This is a genomic window from Blastococcus sp. SYSU D00695, assembly GCF_054050555.1.
On sequence record NZ_JBJGZP010000046.1, the window covers coordinates 1 to 15,125 of the forward strand.

Genomic DNA, 15,125 nt, shown 5'->3' on the forward strand with positions numbered 1-15,125 from the left:
CCCCCCCCCCGCCCCCCCCCCCCCCCCCCCCCCCCCCCCCCCCCGCCCCCCCCCCCCCCCCCCCCCCCCCCCCCCCCCCCCCCCCCCCCCCCCCCCCCCCCCCCCCCCCCCCCCGGCGCCCTAGCGCCAGGCGAAGACCGGCTGCTCCAGGTGGGCCACCCGGGTGTCGCGCCCCCGGCACGCGACCTGGCAGAACTGGTAGAGCACGGCCCCGGTCGGGGCGTGCACGTACCGGCCGCCCAGCGGCAGCTGGATCACCGGCTGGTCGGACTCGGGGATGGTGAGCATCCGCGGGTCGACGTCGAGCTCGGCGACCGGGATCCGGTGGATGCTGGCGACCTCGGCCTCGTGCGGGGTCAGCTCGCCGGTCGGCCCGGCCCAGCAGACGACCGGCGTCATGACGTAGCCCGAGCGCGTCACGTAGTCGTCGAGGAGCCCGAGGACCGACGACGGCTCGAGGACCAGCCCCACCTCCTCGGCCAGCTCCCGCAGCGCGCCCTGCGCGGGGGTCTCCCCGGCGTCCAGCCGGCCCCCGGGCAGCGCCCACTGGCCGGCGTGGTTGCGCATCCGCGCGGCCCGGCGGGTCAGCAGCACCGCGGGGCCGCCGGGGTCCTCGACCACGCAGACGGCGACGGCGGCCTGCTTGAGGTCGGGCCGGTGCGCGGCCCGGCGGGGGAAGGCCGAGACGCGGGCGGCGGCGACGTCCCGGTCGAGGGTCGTGGGCATGGGTGCACCTCCGCGGCCGAACCTACGGCAGCGGGGCCGCCGTCCTCCTGCTCAGCCGCGGTCGGCGCCCCGCGCCGGCTGGGCGCGCACGTGGATCCGTTCCCCCTGCGGGCCGTACAGGTTGAGGATCTCGGCCGGCACGTCGAAGGGGTTGCCCACCCAGTGCGGTGTGCGGGTGTCGAACTCGGCCACCTCGCCGGCCCGCAGCAGCAGGTCGTGCCCGCCGAGCAGCAGCCGCACCCGGCCGGACAGGACGTACAGCCACTCGTGGCCCTCGTGCGTCTTCTGCTCGGGCTCGCCGGGCGGGTGGTGCGGGGGGATGACCTGCTTGTAGGCCTGCACGCCGCCGGGCCGGCGGGTCAGCGGCCAGAAGGTGTGCCCGCCCCGCTCGAACGGGCGGGCGACGACGCGGGGATCGGGGGTGTCCGGCGCGCCGACCAGCTCGTCGACGGTGACCGAGTGCGCCCGCGCCAGGGGCAGCAGCAGCTCCAGGGTGGGCCGCCGCTGCCCGGACTCCAGCCGGGACAGCGTGCTCACCGAGATCCCGGTGGTCTCCGACAGCTGCGTCAGCGTCACGTCGCGCTTGGTCCGCAGCTCGCGCAGCCGCGGGCCCACGGCCGCCAGGACGTCGTCGTCGCTCATGCGGCCCACTTTGCCATTCCGGCAAGGAAGTTTGTCAAGACGGCGACAGGGTGCGCACCCTCGTCGGCATGAGCGAACGAGTCGACGTCCTGGTCATCGGTGGGGGAGCGGCGGGCCTGTCGGGCGCGCTGGCGCTCGTCCGCGCCCGGCGCCGCGTGCTGGTGGTGGACGCGGGGTCGCCCCGCAACGCCCCCGCGGCCGGGGTGCACAACTTCCTGACCCGCGACGGCACCCCACCGGCCGAGCTCGTGGCCGCGGGCCGCGCGGAGGTCGCCGGGTACGGCGGCGAGGTCCGCGACGGCCGGGTGACCGCGGCGCGGCGGGTCGACGGCGGCTTCGAGGTGTCGCTGGCCGACGGGAGCACCGTCCTCGCCCGGCGGCTGCTGGTGGCCACCGGCGTCACCGACGAGCTGCCCGACGTCCCGGGGCTGGCGCAGCTGTGGGGCACCGACGTGCTGCACTGCCCGTACTGCCACGGCTGGGAGGTGCGCGACCAGCCGGTCGGCGTCCTCGCGTCCAGCCCGATGGCGGTGCACGCGGCCCTGCTGTGGCGGCAGTGGACCCCCGACGTGACGCTCTTCCTGCACACCGCCCCCGACCCGTCGGAGGAGGAGTGGGAGCAGCTGGCCGCCCGCGGCATCGAGGTCGTGACCGGCGAGGTTGCCGGGCTGGAGACCGAGGGCGGCCGGCTCAGCGGGGTCCGGCTGGCGTCGGGCGCCGTCGTCCCGCGGCGGGCGCTGGTCGCCCAGACGCGGGTGCGGGCACCGGGGGAGCTCCTGGCCGAGCTCGGGCTGGTCCCGGCGGAGGCGGGGATGAACGGCGTCGTGTTCGGCGAGGTGCTGCCCACCGGACCGGACGGCGCGACGTCGGTCCCCGGCGTGTGGGTCGCGGGCAACGCCGGCGACGTCCGCGCGCAGGTCGTCGTCGCCGCCGCGCAGGGGCTGGCCGCGGCGGGACAGGTCAACATGGACCTCGTGCTGGAGGACACCCGCGCCGCCGTCGCGGCCCGCGCCTCGGTGGCGGGTGCCGCGTGACCCTCTACGACGAGGCCTGGTGGGAGGACCGGTACGCCTCCGGGGAGACGCACTGGAGCGGTCGGCCCAACGACGTGCTGGTCGCCGAGATCGCCGGTCGCCCGCCGGGCAGCGCGCTCGACGTCGGCTGCGGCACCGGCGGCGACGCCATCTGGCTGGCGGAGCAGGGCTGGCGGGTCACCGGCGTCGACCTGTCCCGCACCGCGCTGGCCTCGGCCGCGGGCGCGGCGGCCGAGCGGGGCCTCACCGCGCGGACGACGTGGGAGTACGCCGACATCACCACCTGGACGCCGCCCGCCCGCACGTACGACCTGGTGACGGCCTCCTTCCTGCACCCGGCGGCGGCCCGGCGCGAGGAGGTCGTGCGCCGGCTGGCCGCCGAGGTCGCGCCCGGCGGCACGCTGTTGGTCGCCCAGCACGACCCGAGCGACCTGCACACCGTGCGGCTCGGTCAGGACCCCGACCGGTTCGCCACCGCGGAGCAGCTGGCCGCGGCGCTGCCGGCGGGGGAGTTCGAGGTGCTGGTCGCCGAGGCGCGCCCCCGACTGGGCCGCTCGCACGAGGGGGAGGACCTGCCGATGGCCGACGCCGTCCTGCGGGCCCGCCGCCGCTGACCTCCTGCCCGGTGCGCCCGCACGGGCGCGGCCGGCGGCGCGGGCGGGCGAGGGCACGGGTGCGGCCGGCGGCGCGGGCGGGTGCGCGTGTGGGCGGGTGCGCGTGCGCGTGTGGGTGCCGCCGTGGCGGGGTGGGTGCCGCGCTGTGGGGCGGCGGTGACTCCCGTACCGCGGCACTGCCGCGGTACGGGAGAGCGGCCTCGGCCCTCAGTCCGCGGCCGGGGGGAGCAGGCGCGGCTGGAAGACCTCGTCGATCGGGCGCGGCCCCACGTACTGCCGGCAGGTGCACGGCACCCAGGCGTGCCCCGACCAGCGGCCGCGCTTGTCGTAGGTGTCGCGGCGCAGCTCGGCGTAGCAGGTGTTGGTCTCGGTGTCGTGCTGGCTGAGGGTGTGCCCGCATCCGCACAGCGGGGTCGGGGGCGGCGCCGGAGGGGCCGGACGGCGGCGGGTCAGCAGCCCCGCGCCGTAGCCCAGCGCCAGCAGGGTGGCACCGACCAGCAGGCTCACCGGTTCCACCGGGACACCCCTCCCCACACCGACGTCCCGCGGGCCGACGTCGTCTCGTCCGACGGTAACGCCGGGACTCCGCCCGCCGTGCCCGGGAGCCCGATGGGAGCCGCACGGGCCGGTTCCGGCACCGCCGTGTTTGCGCCCCCGGATCGCGGGGCACAAGTCGTCCGTGGAGTCCTATGCCGTGGGGTTCGCCCGACCGGATCGCTGGTCGTGGCACGGGGAGCCCGGCGCGACGCCGTGGCACGCGGTCGTGACCGACCGGCCGGCCCGCGACCTGGACGGCGTCGTCGACCTGGCGCTGTGTGGCGCGATCGTGCAGATCTGGGGCTCGCAGAAGTGGGAGCGCATGGGGTCGGGGCGCACCGCGTGCCCCGAGTGCGTGCGGCTCACCAGCGGCGCGCCCGCGCCGCGCACCCCGGCGCCGGCACCCGCCGCGACCGGGGCCCGCCCCGGTCCGCTGCTGCGCGCCGTCTGAGGAGGCCGCCCGCCCGGCCCCCGTCGGCCCCGGGTCAGCGGCGGCCGCTGATCGCCGAGTGGCCGGTGATCTCGCGGCCGACGATGAGCGCCTGCACCGAGTCGGTGCCCTCGAACGTGAAGACCGCCTCCATGTCGGCGTGGTGGCGGGCGACGTGGTGGTCGAGCAGGATCCCGTCCCCGCCGAGGATGTCGCGGGCGTCGGCGACGATCGCGCGGGCCTTGGCGGCGTGGTTCATCTTCGCCAGCGAGGCCATCGCCGGGGTCATCCGGTCGGCGTCGGCCAGCTTCGACAGCCGCCAGCACATCAGCTGCATCGCGGTGATCTCGGCGAGCATGCGGGCGAGCTTGTCCTGCACCAGCTGGTAGCCGGCGATCGGCTGGCCGAACTGCTCCCGCTGCAGGGCGTGGGCCAGCGCCAGCTCGTAGGAGGCGGTCGCCAGGCCGAGCGCCCGCCACGCCACGGTGTAGCGGGTGCGGTCCAGCACCTGGGACACGTCCTTGAACGAGCGGCAGCCGGCGAGCCTGTTCTCCGCCGGGACCCGGACGCCGGTCAGCGTGAGCTCGGCCTGCCACACCGCCCGCAGCGCCGTCTTGCCGGTCATCACGGTCGCCTCGAAGCCCGGCGTGCCCTTCTCCACGACGTAGCCGCCGACGTCGCCGTCCTCGTCGCGGGCCCAGATCAGCACGAGGTCGGCGATGGACCCGTTGCCGATCCACTTCTTCCGCCCGTCGAGCACGAAGGCGTCCCCGTCGCGGCGGGCCGAGGTCTCCAGCGCGACGGCGTCGGAGCCGTGCTGCGGCTCGGTCAGCCCGAACGCGCCGATCCGCTCCATCCGCGCCATCTCCGGCAGCCAGCGCTGCCGCTGCTCCTCCGAGCCGAGCAGCGCGATCGACTGCATGGCCAGGAAGCTGTGCACCCCGTTGAAGGTGCCGATGCTGCCGTCGGCGCGGGCCAGCTCGGCGGCCACCAGCCCGGCCGACACCGCGCTCATGCCGGGGCAGCCGTAGCCCTCGATCGTGCCGCCGGCGATGCCCAGCTCCGCCAGCCGCGGCACCAGCTGGGCGGGGAACTCCGCGCGCTCCCAGTAGTCGTTGACCACCGGGAGGACCTCGCGTTCGCCGAAGGCCCGGACCCGGTCGCGGATCTCGATCTCCTCCGGCTCGAGGAGCTCCTCCAGGGCGTAGAAGTCGGGGCTGGTCACGACGTCGACGCTACGACCGCCCGGGTCACGCCGCAGGTCAGGCGCCGAGCAGTCCGCGGACGTAGCCGATCTGGCCCAGGTGCTGCAGGTCGTCGGACAGCACGCTGACCAGCCGCACCCCGAGCGTCACCGGCGGGTCCCACCGGGTGTCGACGACGCGGTCGAGGTCCTCGTCGGCCAGCCCGGCGAGGAACTCCGCCGTCCGGGCGTGCACCGCGGCCGAGTACTCGACCAGCAGCGCGGGGTCGCTCACCCGCACGGCGGCGACCTCCTCGGCGGACATGCCGTAGCCCGTCGCGCCGTCGTCCAGGGGCAGGTCGAAGCGGCGGGCGAAGCCCTGGCCGGTCCACACCTGGCGGCTGCCGGCGGCGTCGGCGAGGTGGTCGTCCTGGACGCGCAGCAGGTGCCAGGCCAGCCAGCCGATCGGGTTGGCGCCCGGGCCGACGCGGGCGGCCAGCTGGTCGGCGGTCAGGCCGTCGAGGCTGCTCTCCAGCGTCTCGGCGACCTGGGCGTAGGCGGAGGCGAGGACGTCACGGCTGATCACCGGCCCGGGCTACCCGCCGGACCGGCCGCCGACCCGTCCGGGGGCGGGTCGTTACGGTGCAGGGCGATCACCGCCGACCGGGGAGGACCGGGTGCCGTTCCTGCTGTTCGCCCGCCTGGCCCGGGTGCTCCGCCTGCGGTTGCGCAGCTGGCGCCTGCCGCTGGCGGTCACCGTCGCCGTCTTCCTGACCAGCTGGCTGGCCATGGCGCTGGTCGAGCCCGCGGGCAGCGGCATCGCCGACCCGGACACGTACTGGTGGTACTTCGTCGTCACGTCCGCGACCGTCGGGTACGGCGACGTCTTCCCCACCTCGGTGGGTGGGCGGGTGGTCGGCGCCTTCGTGGTCGTCGGCGGGATCGTCACGCTCACCCTGCTGTTCAGCCAGCTCACCTCGGCCCTGCAGACCGCGCGGGGCCGCCGGACCCGAGGAGTGGTCGCCCTGGACCTGCAGGGGCACGTCGTGCTGCTGGGCTACACGCCGGGCCGCACCGAGCGGATCGTGGCCGAGCTGACCGCCGAGGGCACCACCCGGGTGGTGCTGTGTGCCTGGGACGACGTCGCCGAGGACCCGATGCCGCACCTGGCCGACGTGGACTTCGTCCGCGGCGACCTCACTCACGCCGACGTCATGGTGCGGGCGTGCGTGCCGCGCGCCCGGACGGTCGTGATCGACGGCCGGGACGACAACGAGACGCTGGCCATCGCGGTCGCGGTGGACCATGCCCACCCCGGCGTCCACCTCGTTGCCGCCGTCCGGGACCTGGCCCGGCAGGAGAGCCTGCGCTACGTCAACGCGGGCGTGCAGGTGGTGCAGTGGCACATGCCGTTCCTGCTGTCGGAGGAGGCGGCCGACCCCGGCCTGACGCAGGTTTACAACGACCTGATGACCAGCGGCGGGCACGGCAACACGTACTCGGCGAGGGTCCCGGAGCGGACCGCGCTGGCCACGGTGGGCGACGTCGCGACCCAGCTGGGACGGCGGTTCGGCGCCACCCTGCTCGCCGTCCGCGGCCCCGACGGGGAGCTGCGGGTCAGCCCGCCGTGGGACGTTCCGGTGCCGTCGGGCACGACCCTCTACTACGTGGCCCGCGAGCGGCTGGACGGCGAGCGCCTGTTCGCCGGCTGACCTCAGCTGTCGGCGGGACCCTCCGGCTCGCTGGCCGCCTCCAGCTCCTCCAGCTGACCGGGCGCCGGCTGCTCGAGGGCGATGTCGCGCGGCTGCGGCTGCTCGGGCTGCTCGGGCCGGGGCTCCGGGGCGCTCATGCGGGCGAGCCTGCCGCAGCGGGGAGCGGCGGGCGAGTCGGCGTCAGAAGGCGCCGACCGCCAGCCCGACGAGGACGACGACCCCCGCGGCGACGGCCAGGACGACCAGCACCAGCAGGACGGCCGGGACCACCACCCAGCGGCGGCGGAAGCGGAACCGCCGCCCGCGGGCGGTCTCCGGCGGGGCGGCGTCCCGGTCGGCGGGAGAGGCGCGGTCGGCCCGGCGGGCGCGGTGCCGCTCGGCGAGGTACCGGGCCTGGTCGGCGGCGTCGCGGGCCACCGAGCCCAGCAGCGCGGCCGAGCCCGCCGCCAGCGCCTTGAGGTCGTCGACGGTGATCCGCTCGACCCGGTCGCCGCCGGCCGCGGCCGCGGCGTCGTCCGCCGGTGGGGGCGCGGCCGACGGCGCCGGGGGCGGCGACCACGTCGGGTCAGCCGCGCCGGCGAGCGCGGCCTCCAGCTGGGGGCGGGCCTGCGCCGCGGTCGTGCGCCCGGCGGGGTCCTTGGTCAGCAGCCCGCGCAGCAGCGCCTCCAGCGGACCGGCGCGCGGCATCGGCGGCGGGTACTCCGACACCACCGCGAGCAGGGTCGCCATCGGCTCGGCCCGGGCGAACGCGGGCCGGCCCTCCAGCGCGGTGTACAGCGTGGCGCCGAGCGACCACAGGTCCGTCGCCGGCCCCGGCCGGTCCCCGTGCGCGCGCTCGGGGGACATGTAGGACGGCGACCCGATCATCGTCCCGGTGGTGGTGAGCGAGGAGTCGCCGGTGGCGGTGGCGATGCCGAAGTCGGTGAGGTGGGCCCGGCCGGCGGGGTCGACCAGGACGTTGCCGGGCTTCACGTCGCGGTGCACGATGCCGGCCCGGTGCGCGGCCTCCAGCCCGGCGAGGACGTCGAGGCCGATCCGCGCCACGGTCGGCCACGGCAGCCGCCCGTGCTCCTCGACCAGCTGCTGCAGGCTGCTGGAGGGGACGTGCTCCATGACCAGCCAGGGGCGTCCGTCGGCCTCGACCACGTCGAAGACCGTCGTCACGTGCGGGTGGTCCAGGCTCGCGGCGTGGCGGGCCTCCCGCAGGGTGCGCTCGCGCAGCACCTCGCGCTCGTGCTCAGTGACGTGCACCGGATAGGTGATCTCCTTGACGGCGACCGGCCGGTCGAGCAGGCGGTCCGACGCGAGCCAGACCACGCCCATGCCGCCCCGCGCGATCACCTCGGTGAGCACGTAGCGGTCGCCCAGCAGGCGGCTCCCGGCACCGGCGTCGGCCGACATGGGCGGGACGGTACGCGCGGGCCGGCTCCGGGGCGCGCCGTCGGGTGCGGGCCCCCGCCACGACCCGCGGGCGGAGCCGGGGCTGGCCCGCGGGCTCGCGGGGGGCTGCGATGCTGCCGGGGTCGCCGCGGCCCGGAACGGGGTGCGGCACCCGGCGCGCCGATGACCGACGCGGCGCGCCGCACGTCGATCGGGAGGTACGCATGACCACGCCGGGCTCGAACGGCCCCGACCAGCCGGGCTGGGGCCAGCCGCCCGCCGGCCCGCCGGGCGGCTGGTCGCCGCCGCCCCCGCCGCCGGGTGGTCCCACCCCGCCGCCCCCGGGTGGCTTCCCGCAGGGCCAGTACCCGCAGCAGGGCGGCGCGCCCTACCCGCCGCAGCAGGGCGGCGCCCCCTACCCGCCGCACCAGGGCGCGAGCGCCTTCGGTGCGCCGCAGGCCAAGGGCACGCCGAAGTGGCTGATCCCGGTCATCGCCGGCGTCGTCCTCGTCGCCGCGGCCGTGGCGCTGTTCACGTTCTTCGGCAACGGCGCGCCGGAGGTCGGCGACTGCCTGGACAGCGACAGCGGCGACCCGGAGGTCGTCGACTGCGACGACTCCTCGGCCGTGCTGCGCATCATCGGCGAGCAGGACGGCGAGCAGACGGCCAGCGAGTTCCAGAGCGACCCGAACACCTGCAGCGAGTTCTCCCAGACGGACTTCCGGCTCTGGTACGGCGACACCAGCGACTCCGACGCCGAGGGCACGGTCTACTGCACCGAGTACGTGAACGACTGATCGCACGGCGCTCCCCGGGTCCGGTCGGCAGCACGCCGGCCGGGCCCGACGGCGTCCGGGGCTGGTCCACCGCCGCGGTCAGCCGCCGGCCAGGCGGGTGTCCAGCAGCTCGGCCTCGCGGCGCAGCACCACGCCGACGAGCTCGCCGACCGCCTTCTCCGCCTGCCGCCCGACCAGCGGCGCGTCGACCCGCGCCCGCCCGGCGAGCAGCGACCGCGTGCCGTCGCCGTCGGCGCTGAGCCGGCGCTCGGCCACCACCTCGACGGTCCGGCCGAAGACCGAGGTGCGGACGTCGACGTCGCAGCGCCAGCCCGCGCCGTCCCGGCGCCACGCGCGGGTGTCGGTCACCTCGACCTCGGGCGCGACGAAGCGGGCGAACACGGCGGGGATGCCCGCGGTCGGGACGACCATCCGCACCCGGGTCGTGGCGCCGTCGACGGTCGCCTCCTGCACCCGCGCGCCGAGCGCCGCGGCCACCGCCCGCAGGAACGACTCGTCGGTGAGCGTGGCCTGCACCCGGTCGGGCGGTGCCGGGTGCCGGGCGGAGAGCTCGATGGTCACGCCCCATCCTCGGGCGGTCGCGGGGAGCCCGCCCGGCGGGGCGCTCAGCCGCGGTCGAACAGGACGGTGCGCTCCGGGGTGGCGGTGAACGGGTTCGCCCACTCCGACGCCGCGCCGGTGATCGGCTGCGCGTCGGTGACGACGACGTGCGGCGTGCCGGGGTAGACGGCCAGCACGCGCGTGGCGGACGTGAGGACCTCGGTGCGCTCGACCAGCTCGCCGCGGCGCAGCTGCTGCGTCGTCCGCTCGCCGCGCAGCTCCTCGCCGACGGCGGCGGTCCAGCGGGCGCCGTCCTGGACGAACTCGATGGCGCGCACGCGCTGCCCCGGCGGGGCCGGCGCGCAACCGGCGAACTCGGCGAGCGCCTCGTACAGCCGCTCGGCCTGCTCGTCGTCGGCCGCCCGCGGGAGGAAGAACGCAGTCATGCGGGCATCCTCACCGCCACCACCGACACCGCGGCGTCACGGCACCGGGTCGGCGACCGGCCGGCCGAGCCGCTGGAGCCGCTGCTCGGTCCGCCGCACCGCGGCCCGGACGGCCGGCGCCCGACGCTCGTGGACGCGGCCGTTCGGGCTGTCGGTGCCGTGCCGGCGGAGCATGTCGTCGAGCCGCTCGTCGACGTCCATGAGCCGACCGTCGGGGCCGGACGTCTGGTCGGCGAACGTGAGCGCGTCGGCCAGGGGGCCCTGCACGCAGCCGTCGGGGGTCAGGCGGTCCAGCCGGTCGGCCAGGCCCCGCTCCGCGGCGACGATCCGGGCCCCGGAGTGCTGCGCGACCAGCCCCACCACCACCGGCGGCCACTGCTGCTCGCGCAGGTACAGGGCGCCGTCCAGGGGGTGGAAGCCGGTGCGCCGCAGGGCCGGGGCGTAGCCGATGTCGTGCAGCCAGGCGGCGGCCATCAGCAGCGGCCGGTCCGGCGGCGGCACCGTCGGGGCCGCGACCACCGCGCGGCGGGCCACCGCCTGCACGTGCGGCCAGCGCGCCGACCCGCCCAGCAGACCGGCGGCGAGCAGGTGGGCCTCCTCCTCCAGCCGCGACGGGACCCCGGTCGCGGCCGGGTCGGGGCGATCGGTCGTCGGGGGCACGGAGGTCTCCCGTCCGGAGAGGTGGGACCCCGAGGACAGCGGGCCGGGTGGCACCGCCACATCGTCCGCCGCGGACGACCCGCGGCGGACGGCACCGCCTCAGACCGTGGCCGCGGGCTCCCGCTGCGCGCGTGGGAGCAGCAGGGCGGCCACCCAGCCGAGGACCGCGAACCCCATGCTGACCAGGATGGCGACGAGGAACGGCGAGCTGCCGCCGGCCGTCGCCACGACCAGCACCGAGCCGGCGATCGCCACGCCCAGGGACGAGCCCAGGTTCGACACGCTGCGGGAGACGCCGGAGATGTCGCCCTGCTCCTGCTCCGGCCACGCCGACTGCACCACGTTGACCGAGGCGGTGAGCATCGCCCCGATCCCGAAGCCCATGAGGAACAGGCCGGGCCAGAAGGTCCAGACGGCGGAGTCCTGCCGGGCCAGGGCGAGCAGCAGCGCGAGGCCGACGACCGTCAGGGTGAAGCCGACCCGGATGAGCAGCCGCTGCGGGTGCCGGCTGGCCATCCGCTGGGCCATCCCCGAGGACAGCAGGATCCCGACGGTGGCCGGCACGAGCATCAGTCCCGTCTGGATCGCCGAGTAGCCGCGCTCCTGCTGCAGGAAGACGGAGACGACGAAGAACGCGCCCTGCATGACCAGCCACTGCACGGTCTGGGTGACCAGGCCGAGGTTCGACGTCCGGCTGCGGAACAGGCGGACCGACACCAGCGGGGTGCCGCCGGCGCGCTCGCGGGCCCGGGCGTGCACGAAGAAGGACGCGAGGACCAGCACGCCGAGGGCGACGAACAGCCACACCCGCGCCGAGGCCCAGCCCTGGGTGTTGGTCTGCAGGATGCCCGAGACGACGAAGAACAGGCCGGCCGCCGACAGGACCGCACCGAGGACGTCGAACGCGGGCCGCTCGGCCGGCAGCGGCGGGTCGTCGATCCGCCGGGCCAGCAGCGCGACCAGGGCCACCACGAGGACCTGCAGCAGGAACGAGGCCCGCCAGCTGATCGCGCTCGTGATCAGCCCGCCGATCAGCGGTCCCGCGGCGGCGCCCAGCCCGGCGGCGGCGCTGATGACCCCGAACCACTTGGCCCGGGTCCGCATGTCGGCGAACAGCACCGTGACCAGGATGTAGATCGGCGGGATGAGCAACGCCGAGCCGACGCCCTCCAGCAGCGAGTAGCCGACCGTCAGCACGGCCAGGCCGGGGGCCAGCGCGGCGACGAGCGCGCCGGTGCCGTAGACGACCAGGCCGAGGATGAAGCAGGACTTGCGGCCCCAGATGTCGGTGAGCTTGCTGCCGGGGATCATCAGGGCGGCCATGGTCAGCGTGAAGAGCGTGATCGTGGTCTGGATGCCGGGGACGTCGGTGTCGAGGTCGTCGGCGATCGTGCTGATCGCGACGTTCATGTTCGACGCGGCGTAGCTCGCGATGAACTGGGCGAGGGCGAGCGGGAGGACCACGGCCCCGGCGGCCGCCGGGGCCGCCTCGGCGGCGTCGGTCCGGTGCATGGCTCAGCGGGGCGCGCGACCGTCGAGCGCGCCGTCCAGGGTGACGGCGGCGTCGATGAGCCCGAGATGGGTGAACGCCTGCGGGAAGTTGCCGATCTGCTCGCCGGTGAGGGCGATCTCCTCCGAGTACAGGCCCACGTGGTTGCCGTAGGTCAGCATCTTCTCGAAGGCGGTGCGGGCGTCCTCCAGCCGCCCGGAGCGGGTCAGCGCGTCCACGTAGGCGAAGGTGCACAGCGAGAACGTCCCCTCCGAGCCGCGCAGCCCGTCCGGGGAGGCCGCGGGGTCGTAGCGGTACACGAGGCTGTCGGTGACCAGCTCGTCGTCCATCGCGCGCAGCGTCGACTGCCACCTCGGGTCGCGGCCGTCGACCATCCCGACGGTCGGCATGCGCAGCAGCGAGGAGTCCAGCACGTCGGTGCCGTAGTGCTGGACGAACGCCTGCTTGGAGTCGTGGAAACCCAGCTCCATGACCTGCCGGTAGACGGCGTCGCGGGCGGCCGTCCAGCGCTCGACCGGGGCCGGGCGGCCGTGCCGGGCGGCCAGCCGCAGCCCGCGGTCGAAGGCGACCCAGGTCATCACCCGGCCGTAGGTGAACGGCTGCCGTCCGCCGCGGGTCTCCCAGATGCCCTCGTCGGGCTGGTCCCAGTTGTCGGCCAGCCAGTCCAGGACGCGGGTCAGCGCCTCCCAGCCCCGGTGGGGCAGCGGCAGCCCGGCCCGGATCCCGGCGTACATCGCATCGGCGGCCTCGCCGTAGATGTCCAGCTGCAGCTGCTCGGCGGCGCCGTTGCCGATCCGCACCGGCGCGGAGCCGCGGTAGCCCCGCCAGTGGTCGAGGGAGTCCTCCTTGAGGTCGGAGGAGCCGTCGATCCGGTACATGATGTTGAGCGGGCCGCTGTCGTTGTGCATCCGCTCGCGGATCCGGTCGCCGAGCCAGGTGCCGAGACCGGCCACCTCCTCGACCAGGCCGAGCTTGAGCAGCGCGTGCACCGAGAACGAGGCGTCGCGCACCCAGGTGTAGCGGTAGTCCCAGTTGCGCTCGCCGCCGACCTGCTCCGGCAGCGCCGTCGTCGGTGCCGCGACGAGCCCGCCGCTGGGGGCGTAGGTCATCAGCTTCAGGGTGATCGCCGAGCGCTGGACGTCCTCCCGCCACCGCCCGGTGTAGGTGGACCGGCCCACCCAGGACCGCCAGAAGGCGACCGTCTCGTCGAACAGCTGCCGCACCTCGGCGGGGCGGATCTCCCGCGGCGGCCCGTCCGCGGCGGTCTCGACGACGATCCCGCGGGTCTGCCCGGCGACCAGGGGCAGCCGCACGACGGCCCTGTCCCCGTCCCCGGAGCCGGTGGCCAGCCGCTCGTCGTCGGGCTCGCGGACGACGTGCAGGGTGAGGGTCTGCCCGTTCGCGGAGAAGACGGCCCCGTGGGCGGTCACCTCCGCCCGGTGCTGCTGGCGGCCGTAGTCGAACCGCGGCGAGAGCTCGCACTCGAAGGTCATCGAGCCGCGGATGCAGTCGATCAGCCGCACGATCCGGTGCCGGGCGGTCGCGGTCGGGCCGGCCGGCGGCATGAAGTCCACGACCTGCCCCATCCCGGCCTCGGTGTAGAAGCGGGTGACCAGGACGGCGGTGTCGGGCAGGTACATCTGCTTGGACGTGTAGGCGACGTCGGCCGGGCGGATCCGGAAGTGCCCGCCGCGCTCGTCGTCCAGGAGCGCGCCGAACACGCTGGGCGAGTCGAACCGGGGGAAGCAGAACCAGTCGATCGACCCGTCGGTCGTCACCAGGGCCGCGGTCTGCAGGTCACCGATCAGCCCGTGGTCGGCGATGGCGGTCTCGAGCCGGGGCGTCTGCGTCATGCGGCCGACGGTGGCCCGCGGCCGCCGTCGGCGACCTCACCCCGCGGGGGTGAGCCGGCGGTCAGTGCACCAGCGCCTTGAGGGCGATCAGCCCGGCCCCGACGAGGGCGACGCAGGCCCCCTTGGCCACTGCCCGGCCGGGCGGCTCGCCGGCGAAGCGGGCCGCCCAGTACCCGTAGCAGCCGATCAGGCCGAGCCCCGACCACTTGGCGACGGTGAACGCCGTGCCGGCCTCGAGCACCCCGAGCGCGGCGAGCACGAAGAAGACCGCGGGGGAGGCGACGCCCACCCAGACCGCGGCGGCGTCCTCGGCGATGTGCCGTGCCTGCGTGCGCGTCACGGGGTGCCGGGTGCTCGTCTCGGTGCCGACGACCTCGCTGAACACCTCGGCGAGCGCGACGGCCAGACCCGTCCCGGCCAGCCAGACCGCGACGACGCCGGGGCCCGGCGGGTGCTGCTCCAGCGCCACGACGAGCGCCAGCCCGATGATCGAGCCGTAGAGGACCTTCGCGACCTCCCGGGAGCCGAGGTGCGACTCGAGCCGCGTCCACATGCCCGGCTCCCTCAGCCGACGGCGCCGGGGACGACGGCGAACAGCCGCTCCCGCACGGTCTCGCGGACCCGCAGGCTCTCCTCGACCCGGGCCAGCTGCCCCGGGGTCGCCGGCAGCCCGAACACGTCGGCGAGGAAGCGCGGGAGATCGGCCCGGTAGTCGTGCTGGAACGCCCCGAACGGGCCGGCGGTCTGCGCGTTCTTCATGTCCACCAGCCCCTGGAAGAACGAGGTCACCGGCCGCCAGCGCATGCCCGGGGGGACGCCGCGGGGACTGCCGCCGGGCACCGGCTCCACCGGCCGCCGGTGCCCGGCCAGCCGCTCCGGCGGGTACCAGAGCAGGTCCGCGCCGAACGTCGTCACCCCGTCGTTGTCGTGGCTGAGCAGCACGAACCGCGGGACGCCGCCGCGGGGGGGGGGGGGGGGGGGGGGGGGGGGGGGGGGGGGGGGGGGGGGGGGGGGGGGGGGGGGGGGGGGCGGGGCGTCGCGGCCGCGGGCCGGGGGCGCAC

General features: G+C 76.3%; 19 protein-coding genes. 5 read left to right on the forward strand and 14 right to left on the reverse strand.

Annotation, left to right across the window (positions count from 1 at the left end; genetic code table 11):
- Positions 1-120 precede the first annotated feature (120 nt).
- Positions 121-726 carry an NUDIX hydrolase gene (locus tag ACI781_RS18510; RefSeq protein WP_456567599.1) on the reverse strand — a complete coding sequence of 202 codons (606 nt, stop codon included), beginning with the start codon at positions 724-726 and terminating at the stop codon, positions 121-123.
- Between the two features lie 51 nt (positions 727-777).
- Positions 778-1,368, reverse strand: a complete 591-nt coding sequence (locus ACI781_RS18515) for a helix-turn-helix domain-containing protein (protein WP_456567600.1) — start codon at positions 1,366-1,368, stop codon at positions 778-780.
- Positions 1,369-1,436: 68 nt separating this feature from the next.
- Here ACI781_RS18515 and ACI781_RS18520 point away from each other — a divergent pair, with 68 nt between their 5' ends.
- Both ACI781_RS18520 and ACI781_RS18525 read left to right on the forward strand, forming a co-directional pair.
- Complete coding sequence (locus ACI781_RS18520; RefSeq protein ID WP_456567601.1) at positions 1,437-2,402, forward strand: NAD(P)/FAD-dependent oxidoreductase; 966 nt, start codon at positions 1,437-1,439, stop codon at positions 2,400-2,402.
- Positions 2,399-3,016, forward strand: a complete 618-nt coding sequence (locus ACI781_RS18525) for a class I SAM-dependent methyltransferase (RefSeq protein ID WP_456567602.1) — start codon at positions 2,399-2,401, stop codon at positions 3,014-3,016. The genes ACI781_RS18520 and ACI781_RS18525 overlap by 4 nt, the downstream gene beginning before the upstream one ends.
- Before the next feature lie 207 nt (positions 3,017-3,223).
- Here the strand turns inward: ACI781_RS18525 and ACI781_RS18530 are convergent, their stop codons facing one another.
- Positions 3,224-3,532 carry a hypothetical protein gene (locus tag ACI781_RS18530; RefSeq protein ID WP_456567603.1) on the reverse strand — a complete coding sequence of 103 codons (309 nt, stop codon included), beginning with the start codon at positions 3,530-3,532 and terminating at the stop codon, positions 3,224-3,226.
- A gap of 178 nt (positions 3,533-3,710) precedes the next feature.
- On the opposite strand from ACI781_RS18530, the gene ACI781_RS18535 reads away from it, so the two are divergent.
- Positions 3,711-4,004, forward strand: coding sequence for a hypothetical protein (locus tag ACI781_RS18535; RefSeq protein ID WP_456567604.1), 294 nt, complete (start codon positions 3,711-3,713; stop codon positions 4,002-4,004).
- A 34-nt stretch (positions 4,005-4,038) separates the two neighbouring features.
- Here ACI781_RS18535 and ACI781_RS18540 read toward each other — a convergent pair whose 3' ends face one another.
- Both ACI781_RS18540 and ACI781_RS18545 read right to left on the reverse strand, forming a co-directional pair.
- A complete protein-coding gene (locus tag ACI781_RS18540) occupies positions 4,039-5,208 on the reverse strand; it encodes an acyl-CoA dehydrogenase family protein (RefSeq protein ID WP_456567605.1) in 1,170 nt (389 codons plus the stop codon).
- Positions 5,209-5,245: 37 nt separating this feature from the next.
- Positions 5,246-5,752 carry a mycothiol transferase gene (locus tag ACI781_RS18545; protein ID WP_456567606.1) on the reverse strand — a complete coding sequence of 169 codons (507 nt, stop codon included), beginning with the start codon at positions 5,750-5,752 and terminating at the stop codon, positions 5,246-5,248.
- Positions 5,753-5,843: 91 nt separating this feature from the next.
- On the opposite strand from ACI781_RS18545, the gene ACI781_RS18550 reads away from it, so the two are divergent.
- Positions 5,844-6,878, forward strand: a complete 1,035-nt coding sequence (locus ACI781_RS18550; protein ID WP_456567607.1) for an ion channel — start codon at positions 5,844-5,846, stop codon at positions 6,876-6,878.
- Between the two features lie 2 nt (positions 6,879-6,880).
- Here ACI781_RS18550 and ACI781_RS18555 read toward each other — a convergent pair whose 3' ends face one another.
- Both ACI781_RS18555 and ACI781_RS18560 read right to left on the reverse strand, forming a co-directional pair.
- Complete coding sequence (locus tag ACI781_RS18555) at positions 6,881-7,015, reverse strand: hypothetical protein (RefSeq protein WP_456567608.1); 135 nt, start codon at positions 7,013-7,015, stop codon at positions 6,881-6,883.
- A 43-nt stretch (positions 7,016-7,058) separates the two neighbouring features.
- Positions 7,059-8,279, reverse strand: coding sequence for a serine/threonine-protein kinase (locus ACI781_RS18560; protein WP_456567609.1), 1,221 nt, complete (start codon positions 8,277-8,279; stop codon positions 7,059-7,061).
- Positions 8,280-8,482: 203 nt separating this feature from the next.
- Here ACI781_RS18560 and ACI781_RS18565 point away from each other — a divergent pair, with 203 nt between their 5' ends.
- Positions 8,483-9,055 carry an LppU/SCO3897 family protein gene (locus ACI781_RS18565; RefSeq protein WP_456567610.1) on the forward strand — a complete coding sequence of 191 codons (573 nt, stop codon included), beginning with the start codon at positions 8,483-8,485 and terminating at the stop codon, positions 9,053-9,055.
- Positions 9,056-9,133: 78 nt separating this feature from the next.
- On the opposite strand, the gene ACI781_RS18570 is transcribed toward ACI781_RS18565, so the two are convergent.
- From ACI781_RS18570 to ACI781_RS18600, 7 genes are all read right to left on the reverse strand, one after another.
- Complete coding sequence (locus ACI781_RS18570) at positions 9,134-9,616, reverse strand: DUF2505 domain-containing protein (RefSeq protein ID WP_456567611.1); 483 nt, start codon at positions 9,614-9,616, stop codon at positions 9,134-9,136.
- Positions 9,617-9,660: 44 nt separating this feature from the next.
- Positions 9,661-10,041 carry a hypothetical protein gene (locus tag ACI781_RS18575; RefSeq protein ID WP_456567612.1) on the reverse strand — a complete coding sequence of 127 codons (381 nt, stop codon included), beginning with the start codon at positions 10,039-10,041 and terminating at the stop codon, positions 9,661-9,663.
- 36 nt (positions 10,042-10,077) lie between these two features.
- The gene (locus ACI781_RS18580; protein WP_456567613.1) at positions 10,078-10,701 is read right to left on the reverse strand and encodes an HD domain-containing protein; all 624 of its coding nucleotides are present in this window, start codon (positions 10,699-10,701) and stop codon (positions 10,078-10,080) included.
- 99 nt (positions 10,702-10,800) lie between these two features.
- Complete coding sequence (locus ACI781_RS18585; protein WP_456567614.1) at positions 10,801-12,213, reverse strand: MFS transporter; 1,413 nt, start codon at positions 12,211-12,213, stop codon at positions 10,801-10,803.
- A gap of 3 nt (positions 12,214-12,216) precedes the next feature.
- A complete protein-coding gene (locus ACI781_RS18590; RefSeq protein ID WP_456567615.1) occupies positions 12,217-14,064 on the reverse strand; it encodes a glycoside hydrolase family 15 protein in 1,848 nt (615 codons plus the stop codon).
- Between the two features lie 61 nt (positions 14,065-14,125).
- A complete protein-coding gene (locus ACI781_RS18595) occupies positions 14,126-14,617 on the reverse strand; it encodes a hypothetical protein (RefSeq protein WP_456567616.1) in 492 nt (163 codons plus the stop codon).
- An 11-nt stretch (positions 14,618-14,628) separates the two neighbouring features.
- On the reverse strand, positions 14,629-15,006 hold the full coding sequence (locus ACI781_RS18600) for an alpha/beta-hydrolase family protein (protein WP_456567617.1): 378 nt from the start codon (positions 15,004-15,006) through the stop codon (positions 14,629-14,631).
- Positions 15,007-15,125: the final 119 nt, after the last annotated feature.

Coding starts and splice junctions, on each gene's coding strand:
- ACI781_RS18520 (WP_456567601.1), top strand. CDS start 1,437: ATGAGCGAACGAGTCGACGTCCTGGTCATCGGTGGGGGAGCGGCGGGC.
- ACI781_RS18515 (WP_456567600.1), bottom strand. CDS start 1,368: ATGAGCGACGACGACGTCCTGGCGGCCGTGGGCCCGCGGCTGCGCGAG.
- ACI781_RS18590 (WP_456567615.1), bottom strand. CDS start 14,064: ATGACGCAGACGCCCCGGCTCGAGACCGCCATCGCCGACCACGGGCTG.
- ACI781_RS18510 (WP_456567599.1), bottom strand. CDS start 726: ATGCCCACGACCCTCGACCGGGACGTCGCCGCCGCCCGCGTCTCGGCC.
- ACI781_RS18595 (WP_456567616.1), bottom strand. CDS start 14,617: ATGTGGACGCGGCTCGAGTCGCACCTCGGCTCCCGGGAGGTCGCGAAG.
- ACI781_RS18555 (WP_456567608.1), bottom strand. CDS start 7,015: ATGAGCGCCCCGGAGCCCCGGCCCGAGCAGCCCGAGCAGCCGCAGCCG.
- ACI781_RS18565 (WP_456567610.1), top strand. CDS start 8,483: ATGACCACGCCGGGCTCGAACGGCCCCGACCAGCCGGGCTGGGGCCAG.
- ACI781_RS18585 (WP_456567614.1), bottom strand. CDS start 12,213: ATGCACCGGACCGACGCCGCCGAGGCGGCCCCGGCGGCCGCCGGGGCC.
- ACI781_RS18560 (WP_456567609.1), bottom strand. CDS start 8,279: ATGTCGGCCGACGCCGGTGCCGGGAGCCGCCTGCTGGGCGACCGCTAC.
- ACI781_RS18575 (WP_456567612.1), bottom strand. CDS start 10,041: ATGACTGCGTTCTTCCTCCCGCGGGCGGCCGACGACGAGCAGGCCGAG.